Here is a 9998-nt window from a genome sequence, read left to right on the forward strand (position 1 = left end):
AAACCGCCGGACCCAGCCGCCAGCCAGATGGCGAGTTTTTCAACGGAATAGACCCAAAGCGGAACTTCCCGAGTCTTCAGATATCAGTCTGCTCGGCCAGCTCGAGCGCGTCGTCCAGCTCGACGCCGAGATACCGAACGGTGCTTTCAATCTTGGTGTGACCAAGAAGAAGCTGCACCGCGCGCACGTTGTGGGTTCTTCGATAGATGAGCGCCGCCTTTGTACGGCGCATTGAATGCGTGCCGTAACTCGCGTCATCGAGGCCGATATCGCGGACCCACTGATGGACGATCCGGGCGTACTGACGGGTCGTCAGGTGCAGCGAGGAATGGACCCTGCTCGGGAACAGGAAATCGCTGGCGTGCAGCTTCGAACTGGCAATCCAGTGGGAGAGTGACGTCCGGGTCTGCTCAGTGATCTCGAACTGCACGGGACGCTTCGTCTTCTGCTGCATGACAACTGTCCGCGAGGCCATCTGGGATCCATGGGTCACGTCGTGGACCCGCAGTTGGAGCAAGTCGCATGCCCGCAACTTCGAATCGAGGGCCAGATTGAAGAGGGCCAGGTCACGGGTTCGGTTCGCGAGCTGGAGGCGGACCCGGATCGCGTATATCTCGTTCAGCCGAAGCGGCGATTTCTGGCCGGTGAGCTTGCCCTTGTTCCAGGGGGCGTGATTGGCATTCGGGAGGGTGTTGTTCATGGCTTTCTCCAAGCCGGGATACCCATGGTGCTACTGCGCCTGAAGCGGTTGGACGCTCCCGGGGAAACTGAACCAGCACCGGGGGTGATGGAGGCAGCCGAGGTCAATCGGCCCGGTTGACATGGACTTCCGGGCTCCCGCAGGCTATCGACATGCCCCGTCTCCCCGCCCGCACCCTGCGGTTCCTGCGCCTGAGCGCCCTGATGCTGCTTGTCCTGAGCATCATGGCTCGGCCCATGGTGGAGCAGATGGGCGGGGTCCACGAGGTTGAACACGCCGTGCTGGCCGCTGCGGACGCTGACCACGGCCACGACCATGCCGACCACGACCCCGCCAGCGACCCGGACCACACCAAGGGCTTCCACGGCCTCATGCACCAGGCCGAAAGCGGGGCCACCGCCGCGCCTGGCGCCTCCTGGGCGGTAGCGCTTGCGATCCCGCCGGCCGATGCCCCGCCGATGCCTGAAGCCGCGGCACCCAGGCTCGGCATTCCCGCGACACCCTTCCGACCTCCCATCGCCTGATCGACGTTCGGCCGCCCTGACGCGGCCCGCTCCCTGTCGTCCGTCGATCCCGGAGGTTTTCCGTGAAACTGCGTTACCTGCTTGTCCTGGCGCTGGCCGGGACCTGCGGTTTGGTCCCCTTGGGCCACGCCGCCGAACCGTTGCGTCTTCCCGAGGCGGTCGCCCGCGCCCTGGCTGCAAACCCCGTCGTCGCCACGGAGGCGGCGCAACTCCAGGCCGTCCAGGCCCGAACCACCCGTGATGCCCTTCCTCCGCCTTACGTCGTGGGTGGCGAGTTGGAGAACGTCGCCGGCAGCGGAAGCCTGGGCGGCGCGGACTCCGCCGAGACCACGCTTCGCATCGGTCGCGTGATCGAGCTGGGTGGCAAGCAGGCTGCCCGCGAGGCCTACGGCGAGGCGCAGGTACGACAGCAGGCGCAGCGGGTCCAGCAGGCCCGCATCGATATCGCCAGCCGGGCGACGGCTCGCTTCATCGAGGTCCTCGCCGACCAGCAGCGCCTGGAGTACGCCCGGGAGCGGGTGTCCCTGGCCGAGCGTACGCGGGACGAGGTCGCCGCCTGGGTACAGGCGGCGCGAAACCCCGAGACCGACCTTCATGCCGCCGAACTGGCGGCGGCCGAAGCCCGGCTGGAGTTCGAGCACGCCGAGCACGAGCTGGAAAGTGCCCGCATGGCGCTGGCGGCGACCTGGGGCGCATCCGCGCCCGATTTCGAGGTCGTCGAGGGTGATCTGCAGTCCTTGCCGGACGTGGAGGATTTCCCCGCGCTCGAGGCAAGGCTTCAGGAGACGCCGGAGCAATGGGCCAACCGCCTGGAGGCGGAAACCGTGGCGGCCCGTCGCCGCGTTGGTGAAGCGAGTCGCTCGCCTGACGTAAACCTCAGCCTCGGCGTCCGCCGGATCGAAGGCATCGATGACCAAGGCCTGGTGATGTCGGTATCGGTGCCGTTGGGCAGCCGACGGCGTGCGGCCTATTCCCTTGCCGAAGCCGATGCCGAGCTGGCCGCCCTCGAGGCCCGTCGGGACGCCGATCGCCTGGAGAGCCGCCAGATCCTGTTCGAAAAGGTCCAGGAGCTCCGCCACGCCCGCACCGAAATCGAGACGCTGCGCGACGCCATGCTGCCCACGGCGGAGGAGGCGGTGGCGCAGGCCCGCCGCGGCTTCGAAGCCGGGCGCTTCTCGTTCTATTCGCTGGCCCAGGCCCAGGACACGCTCTTCCGGCTCCGCGAACGCGCCGTCGAGGCCGCGACCCGATACCACTTGCTGCTGGTCCAGGTTGAACGCCTGACCGCGAATGCCCAGGACTCCACGCCATGATCCGACTGCTCACCCTGATGTTCGCCTTGCTGCTGGCCGCCTGCGGCACGGACACCCCGCACGGCGCCGCCGAGGGCGGCCACGCCGCACCCACGGCAGGCGAATTCGAACGCGGTCCGCACAATGGCCGGCTGCTGCGCGAGGGCGACTTCGCGCTGGAGATCACCATCTTCGAGGATGGCGTGCCGCCGCAGTACCGGCTCTACGCCTACCAGGGCGGCAAGCCGCTCGATCCGGCCGCGGTGCAGGCGAAGATCGAACTCACTCGCCTGGACGGGGAGATCAATGTCTTTGAGTTCAGCGCCGAGCAGGATCACCTCGGCAGCCCCGACACCGTCACCGAGCCGCACTCGTTCGACGTGAAGGTGAGCGCCACGTACGGCGGCCGCGACTTCAACTGGAGTTTTGCCTCCTACGAAGGCCGAACCACCATCCCCGCGGCGGCGGCGAGGGAGGCCGGCGTGGTGGTCGAGGCCGCCGGCCCCGCCACCATCCGCGACGTGGTGCCGTTGCTGGGTACGGTGGCGATGGATGACAACCGGCACGCGAGCGTGCGCGCGCGTTTCCCGGGCATCGTGCGCTCGGTGTCGGCGCAGCTGGGCCAGACGGTGAGCCCCGGCCAGGCACTGGCCACCATCGAGGCCAACGAAAGCATGCGCAGCTATCCGGTCACGGCACCGATCGGCGGGGTGGTATTGGCGCGCAACACCAATGTCGGCGATGTCGCCGGCGACGCCGCCCTGTTCGAGATCGCCGACCTGTCCAGGGTATGGGTGGAACTCCGCGCGATCGGCAGCGATGCCGACAGGCTGGCGCCGGGCCAGGCCGTTCGCGTGCGCAGCGCGACCGGCGACACTATGGCCCAGGCAAGGATCGACACGATCCTGCCGATCGCAACCAGTGGCCAGGGCGTGATCGCCCGGGTCGTGGTTCCGAACGAAGATGGCCGCTGGCGTCCCGGCATGACGGTCTCGGCCGAGGTGACCGTGTCGGCCCGCGAGGTCCCGCTCGCGGTCAAGGAATCCGGCCTGCAGCCGTTCCGCGACTTCACGGTCGTCTTTGCGCAGGTCGAGGACACCTATGAGGTGCGCATGCTCGAGCTGGGCGAGCGCGATGGCGACTACGCGGAAGTGCTGGGCGGGCTGAAGCCGGGCACGCCGTACGTGTCGGGCAACAGCTTCCTAATCCGCTCGGACATCGAGAAGTCCGGCGCCAGCCACGACCACTGAGGAGCGCGCCATGCTTGAACGCATCATTCGCGCATCCATCGCGCATCGTTGGCTCGTGCTCCTGCTGGTGCTGGCGCTGACCGCGCTGGGCCTGTGGAACTACGGGCGTCTGCCCATCGACGCGGTACCCGACATCACCAATGTCCAGGTCCAGGTGAACACGGAGGCGCCGGGCTATTCACCGCTGGAGGCCGAGCAGCGCATCACCTTCCCGGTCGAGACGGCGCTGGCCGGCCTTGCGCGGATCGACTACACCCGGTCGATCTCGCGCTACGGATTGTCCCAGGTGACCGTCGTGTTCGAAGACGGCACGGATATCTACTTCGCCCGGCAACAGGTGGCCGAGCGGCTGCAGCAGGCGGCATCGCAGCTGCCACCCGGCATCGAGCCGTCGCTGGGACCCGTGGCCACGGGCCTGGGCGAGATCTTCATGTACACGGTCGAGGCCGAAGAAGGCGCGACCATGGCGGATGGGCGGCCGTGGACGCCCACCGACCTGCGCACGCTGCAGGACTGGGTGGTGCGGCCGCAGCTGCGGCACCTGGAGGGCGTGACCGAGGTCAACACCATCGGCGGCTTCACGCGCCAGATCCACATCACTCCCGACCCGGTCAAGCTGGTCGCCTACGGGCTCACCCTGCGGGACGTGCTGGATGCGGTGGCCCGCAACAACGCCAACGTCGGTGCCGGCTACATCGAACGCGGCGGCGAGCAGTACCTGGTGCGTGTTCCCGGACAGGTGGGCGGCCTGGACGAGCTCAGGGACATCGTCGTCGCCACCCGGGACGGCCTGCCGCTGCGGTTGCGTGATGTCGCTGCGGTCGGAGAAGGCCAGGAGCTGAGGACGGGCGCGGCCACGAAGGACGGCAAGGAAGTAGTGCTCGGCACCACGTTCATGCTGATCGGAGAAAACAGCCGCGCCGTGGCCCGGCGCACTGCCGCCAAGCTCGAGGACATCAACCAGAGCCTTCCCGCCGGCGTTCGCGCCCATGCGGTCTACGACCGCACCGATCTGGTCGACCGCACCATCGACACCGTTCGCACCAACCTGTTCGAAGGTGCGCTGCTGGTGGTGGTGGTTCTGTTCCTGCTGCTGGGCAATATCCGGGCGGCGCTGCTCACTGCGGCGGTCATCCCGCTGACCATGCTTTTCACGATCACCGGGATGGTGCAGAACAAGGTCTCGGCCAACCTGATGAGCCTGGGCGCGCTGGACTTCGGACTGATCGTGGACGGCGCGGTGATCATCGTGGAGAACTGTCTTCGCCGCTTCGGCGAACGCCAGCACGCGCTGGGTCGCCTGCTGACCCGGGATGAGCGCTTCGAGCTGGCGGCCAGCGCCAGCGCCGAAGTGATCAAGCCCAGCCTGTTCGGCCTGTTCATCATCACCGCGGTCTACCTGCCCATCTTTGCGCTGTCGGGCGTGGAAGGGAAAATGTTCCACCCGATGGCGTTCACCGTGGTGATCGCGCTGACGGGTGCGATGCTGCTGTCGCTGACCTTCGTGCCGGCCGCCGTGGCGCTGTTCGTCACGGGAAAGGTTGCCGAGAAGGAGACGCGGGTGATGCGAGGCATCAGCCGCGGCTACCGGCCCCTGCTCGAGCGGGCGCTGGCCTGGCGAACCGCCGTGGTGGCGGCTGCGGCGGTGCTCGTGGTCGCCTCCGGTGGGCTGGCCACGCGGCTGGGCACGGAGTTCATTCCCAGCCTCGACGAGGGTGACATCGCCCTGCACGCGCTGCGTATCCCTGGCACGAGCCTGAGCCAGGCCATCGCGATGCAAGGTCAGCTGGAGGCCCGCATCAAGCAGTTCCCGGAGGTCGAGGAGGTGGTCGGCAAGATCGGCACGGCCGAGGTGGCCACCGATCCCATGCCCCCGTCCGTGGCCGACACCTTCATCATGCTCAAGGACCGCGACCAGTGGCCGGATCCGCGCAAGCCGCGCGCCCAGCTCATCGCCGAGCTCGAGGCTGCGGTCTGGGCCATCCCCGGCAACAACTACGAGTTCACGCAGCCGGTGCAGATGCGCATGAACGAGCTGATCGCCGGTGTCCGCGCCGAGGTCGCGATCAAACTCTACGGGGACGACCTGGCCGAACTGGCCCGCGTCGGCGAGCAGATCGAGGGCGTGGCGCAGGCCATCACCGGTGCCGCCGACGTGAAACTGGAGCAGACCACCGGCCTGCCGCTGATGAGCATCACGCCGGACCGTGCCGCCCTGGCACGCCATGGCGTCTCGGTGGACGAACTGCAGCAGGCGGTGTCGGTGGCGGTGGGCGGAGCGACCGCCGGACAGTGGTTCGAGGGCGACCGGCGCTTCGACATCGTCGTGCGGCTGCCCGAGGCGCAGCGCCAGGATCCCAAGGCACTCGCCGCCCTGCCGGTGCCGGTGCCCGAGGCGGCGGGTGGTGGCTACGTGCCGCTTGCCCAGCTGGCCAGCATCGACGTCGCGCCCGGTCCGAACCAGGTCAGCCGGGAGAATGGCAAGCGCCGGGTCGTCGTCACCGCCAACGTGCGCGGCCGCGACCTCGGTTCTTTCGTGGAGGAACTGCGCACGCGCGTGGCGGCGGACGTCGAGCTGCCCGAGGGCTACTGGATCGAGTACGGCGGCACCTTCGAGCAGCTGATCTCGGCCAGCCAGCGCCTTTCGGTGGTGGTGCCGGTGGCGCTGGCGATGATCTTCGGCCTGCTGTTCATGGCGTTTGGTTCCGGAAAGGACGCGGCGATCGTGTTCAGCGGCGTGCCCCTGGCCCTGACCGGCGGCGTGCTGGCGCTTTGGCTGCGCGACATCCCGTTTTCGATCTCCGCGGGCGTGGGCTTCATCGCACTGTCCGGCGTGGCGGTACTCAATGGCCTGGTCATGATCAGCTTCATCCGCACGCTGCGCGAACAGGGCGATCCGCTGCACGAGGCCGTGATCGATGGCGCGGTGACCCGCCTGCGCCCCGTGCTGATGACCGCGCTGGTGGCCAGCCTCGGCTTCCTGCCGATGGCGGTGAATGTTGGTGCCGGTGCCGAGGTCCAGAGACCACTGGCCACGGTGGTGATCGGCGGCATCGTGTCTTCGACGCTGCTGACCCTGCTGGTGCTGCCGGCGCTGTATCGACTGGTGCACCGCCGTGACGACGCGAAGCTGGCGGCGGCCGCATGACGATTCGACCCTTGAACATGGATCCGGAGGTCTCCTTGCTGACCGATGCCCAACGCACCGCCGCCATCAGGTGGATGGCCTTGCTGCTGTTGATGTTCCTGCCGCTGGCCGGCTGGGCCCACGGCGTGGCCGACGACGACAAGACATTCCTTGAGCAGAACTCGGGCATGCAGCTGGTCGTGTTCACCTACCTGGGGGCCAAGCACATGGTCACCGGCTACGACCACCTGCTGTTCCTGTTCGGCGTGGTGTTCTTCCTGTACCGGATGCGCGATGTCGCGGTGTACGTGACGCTGTTCGCCGTCGGCCACAGCGTCACGCTGCTCACCGGCGTCCTGGGCGGGCTGCACGTCAATGCCTACTTGGTGGACGCCATCATCGGCCTGTCGGTGGTCTACAAGGCGCTCGACAACATGGGGGCCTACCAGCGCTGGTTCGGCGTGCAGCCCAATACCAAGGTGGCGGTGCTGGTCTTCGGCCTGTTCCACGGCTTCGGCCTGGCCACCAAGCTGCAGGACTTCGAACTCGACCGCGACGGACTGGTGGCCAACATCCTGGCCTTCAACGTCGGCGTCGAGCTCGGCCAGCTGCTGGCCCTGGCCGGCATCCTGATCGTGATGGGCTTCTGGCGCCGCAGCGCCGCCTTTGCGCGGCAGGCCTTTGCCGCCAACTCCGTGTTGATGATCGCCGGCTTCGTGCTGATCGGTTACCAGCTCACCAGCTATTTCGTTTCCTGATGAGGTCCGCCATGTCTTACCCACAGTCCCCCAAACTGCCGAGCACCGCCCGACTGGTGCGGGCCACCCTGGTCTCCCTCCTGGTCGCCGCGGTGATCCTGGTCACCACCGTGCTGCCGGCCGAGTACGGCATCGATCCCACGGGCATTGGCGCCCGTCTTGGCCTGGATGCACTGCAGCCTGCGGTCGACGAACCCGCGGAACCGGCGTCGGCCGAGTCCGCAGCTGCCACCTCGGTGCCGGCGGCGTCGGCGGACGCCACGGAGGCCAACACGACGCTGGCCGCCAAGGCAGCTTCGGCCTTCGGTGCCAACGCCGGCCAGTCGCTCGACGCCGCGGCCTTCTCGGCCAGCCCCGGCGAGCTGCGCACCGATACGTTCTCGGTGACCCTCGAACCCGGCAAGGGCGCGGAAGTGAAGTCCGCCCTCAAGGCCGGCGACGGCCTGGTATTCCGCTGGACCGCCAGCGCGGACGTCGCCGTCGACATGCATGGCGAAGCGCCCGATGCAAAAGGCACCTGGACCAGCTATGCGGTCGAAGCCGCGCAGCGCGAGGCCGCAGGCACGTTCGTGGCGGCCTTCGACGGCACCCACGGCTGGTACTGGCAGAACCGCGGGACCAAGCCCGTGACCGTCGAGATCGTGGTCACCGGCTTCCAGCCTTCCTTGTACCGTCCCTGACATCCCGTTCCATCACCGATTGTCCCGCGGCAGCTCGTTGCCGCCCACCCAAGGAGTAGTGCCGTGACCCTGCGATCCCTCGCCCTGACCACCCTGTTCGCCGCCTCGCTGTTTGCCGCCGCCGTCCAGGCCCACGACCCGTCCCTGCACGAGTCCATCCCGGTTGCAAAGGCGAAGCCGATCACCTGCGAAGAACTGGCGGACACCGAGCGCTATTCCGCCGACCTGGCCGACAAGGCGCTGAAGGCGACCTGCGAAGCCGAGGCCAGGAAGGCCAAGGACAGCAAGGCCGATACCGAGGAAGAGCGCAGCTGACGGCTGGCCTGGCGCGGGCCGGGCACCATGTTCGCCATCCTTCGCAATACCCGCTTCCGGCGCCTTTTCCTGGCGCAGGGGGTGGCCTTGGTCGGTACCGGGCTGCTGACGGTGGCCTTGGCGCTGCTCGCCTACGACCTGGCCGGGGACCATGCCGGCGCGGTGCTCGGCACTGCACTGGCGATCAAGATGATCGTGTACGTGACCCTGGCGCCGCTGGTCGGCGCCGCGGTCCCGCCGGGCTGGCGCAAGCCCGTGCTGATCGCGCTGGATGTTGTCCGAGCCAGCGTCGCCCTGATGCTGCCTTTCGTCACCGAGATCTGGCAGATCTACCTTCTGATCGCACTGCTCCAGTCGGCCTCGGCTGGATTCACGCCGCTGTTCCAGTCACTGATCCCGGAGATCCTTCCCGAGGAGCGCGATTACACCCGGGCGCTGTCGCTGTCACGCCTTGCCTACGATCTTGAAAGCCTGCTCAGCCCGGCCATTGCCGCTGCGTTGCTGACGCTGATCAGCTTCCACGGACTCTTCGCGGGTACCGCCGTGGGCTTCCTGCTCTCCGCGGCGCTGGTCATGGCCGTTGGTTTCCCGGCGGCTGCCGGATCCGCCGCGGGCAGCCCCTACGCCCGGGCAATGCGAGGCATGGGTATCTATCTGCGCACTCCAAGCCTGCGCGGGCTGCTGGCGCTGAACCTGTGCGCCGCGGCGGGTGGGGCGATGGTTTTCGTGAACACGGTGGTCGTCGTGCGTGGGCCGCTGGGCGGCGGAGAGCAGGAAGTCGCTGCGGCGCTGGGTTCGTTCGGTGCTGGATCGATGCTTGTTGCGCTCGGCCTGCCGTGGTTGCTTGAGCGGTTCACCGACCGCTGGATCATGATGTCCGCCGCCGCGGTGATGGTGTCCACCTTGCTCCTCACCACCGTTGCCTGGCTTGCTCTTGGGGGCATCGTTTCCTGGTGGGTCGTGGGCCCCGCCTGGCTAGTGCTCGGCATGGCCTACGCTGCACTGGTAACGCCAGGCGGCCGCCTCCTCAAACGCGCGGCATCTTCCGGCGACCTTCCGTTCCTGTTCGCGGCGCAATTCTCGCTTTCCCATGCCTGCTGGCTGCTGGCCTATCCGCTGGCCGGATGGGTTGGTGCAAGCACGGGCATGCAGGGAGCGCTGGCAACGCTTAGCCTGCTCGCTGCGGTGGGCGGTGTCCTTGCATGGAGGCTCTGGCCAACAACGGAAGGGCCCGGTCCGGGAGAGATCTCCACCGGCAATGGTGCGGCGACCTGATGCCTGAGGGATGTCCGCTTCTGGCCTATTCCGTTGAAAAACTCGGTTGAATCGGCCTCCTGAAGCTGGTCCACTGA

Annotated in this window: 9 protein-coding genes; 8 read left to right on the top strand and 1 reads right to left on the bottom strand. The window is 67.7% G+C overall.

Annotation, left to right across the window (positions count from 1 at the left end):
- Positions 1-76 precede the first annotated feature (76 nt).
- Positions 77-700 (bottom strand): tyrosine-type recombinase/integrase, encoded by a 624-nt coding sequence (locus tag Q0654_RS15305; protein ID WP_298855361.1) that lies wholly within the window; start codon positions 698-700, stop codon positions 77-79.
- A gap of 152 nt (positions 701-852) precedes the next feature.
- Between Q0654_RS15305 and Q0654_RS15310 the strand changes: the two genes are divergently transcribed.
- The 8 genes from Q0654_RS15310 (at position 853) to Q0654_RS15345 (ending at position 9921) form a co-directional block, all read left to right on the top strand.
- Positions 853-1224 (top strand): hypothetical protein, encoded by a 372-nt coding sequence (locus Q0654_RS15310; RefSeq protein ID WP_298855364.1) that lies wholly within the window; start codon positions 853-855, stop codon positions 1222-1224.
- Between the two features lie 62 nt (positions 1225-1286).
- The gene (locus Q0654_RS15315) at positions 1287-2537 is read left to right on the top strand and encodes a TolC family protein (RefSeq protein WP_343230144.1); all 1251 of its coding nucleotides are present in this window, start codon (positions 1287-1289) and stop codon (positions 2535-2537) included.
- 17 nt (positions 2538-2554) lie between these two features.
- Positions 2555-3766 carry an efflux RND transporter periplasmic adaptor subunit gene (locus Q0654_RS15320; protein ID WP_343230145.1) on the top strand — a complete coding sequence of 404 codons (1212 nt, stop codon included), beginning with the start codon at positions 2555-2557 and terminating at the stop codon, positions 3764-3766.
- Positions 3767-3776: 10 nt separating this feature from the next.
- Entirely contained in the window at positions 3777-6914 is a 3138-nt protein-coding gene (locus tag Q0654_RS15325) for a CusA/CzcA family heavy metal efflux RND transporter (RefSeq protein ID WP_298855370.1), read from the top strand.
- 74 nt (positions 6915-6988) lie between these two features.
- Positions 6989-7651: a HupE/UreJ family protein gene (locus Q0654_RS15330; protein ID WP_343230146.1), complete on the top strand. Its 663-nt coding sequence runs from the start codon at positions 6989-6991 to the stop codon at positions 7649-7651.
- Between the two features lie 11 nt (positions 7652-7662).
- The gene (locus Q0654_RS15335) at positions 7663-8331 is read left to right on the top strand and encodes a hypothetical protein (RefSeq protein WP_298855376.1); all 669 of its coding nucleotides are present in this window, start codon (positions 7663-7665) and stop codon (positions 8329-8331) included.
- A 63-nt stretch (positions 8332-8394) separates the two neighbouring features.
- Positions 8395-8646 (top strand): hypothetical protein, encoded by a 252-nt coding sequence (locus Q0654_RS15340; RefSeq protein WP_298855379.1) that lies wholly within the window; start codon positions 8395-8397, stop codon positions 8644-8646.
- Positions 8647-8673: 27 nt separating this feature from the next.
- The gene (locus tag Q0654_RS15345) at positions 8674-9921 is read left to right on the top strand and encodes an MFS transporter (protein WP_298855382.1); all 1248 of its coding nucleotides are present in this window, start codon (positions 8674-8676) and stop codon (positions 9919-9921) included.
- The last annotated feature ends 77 nt before the right edge of the window (positions 9922-9998 follow it).

Origin of the sequence: uncultured Aquimonas sp. (assembly GCF_937888285.1) — a bacterium.
In the GTDB taxonomy this organism is placed as follows: Bacteria; Pseudomonadota; Gammaproteobacteria; order Xanthomonadales; family Xanthomonadaceae; genus Aquimonas.

Bases quoted from the DNA above. Each gene is read 5' to 3' on its own strand.
- Q0654_RS15310 (WP_298855364.1), top strand. From the start codon at position 853: ATGCCCCGTCTCCCCGCCCGCACCCTGCGGTTCCTGCGCCTGAGCGCC.
- Q0654_RS15330 (WP_343230146.1), top strand. From the start codon at position 6,989: ATGGCCTTGCTGCTGTTGATGTTCCTGCCGCTGGCCGGCTGGGCCCAC.
- Q0654_RS15335 (WP_298855376.1), top strand. From the start codon at position 7,663: ATGTCTTACCCACAGTCCCCCAAACTGCCGAGCACCGCCCGACTGGTG.
- Q0654_RS15345 (WP_298855382.1), top strand. From the start codon at position 8,674: ATGTTCGCCATCCTTCGCAATACCCGCTTCCGGCGCCTTTTCCTGGCG.
- Q0654_RS15320 (WP_343230145.1), top strand. From the start codon at position 2,555: ATGTTCGCCTTGCTGCTGGCCGCCTGCGGCACGGACACCCCGCACGGC.
- Q0654_RS15305 (WP_298855361.1), bottom strand. From the start codon at position 700: ATGAACAACACCCTCCCGAATGCCAATCACGCCCCCTGGAACAAGGGC.
- Q0654_RS15325 (WP_298855370.1), top strand. From the start codon at position 3,777: ATGCTTGAACGCATCATTCGCGCATCCATCGCGCATCGTTGGCTCGTG.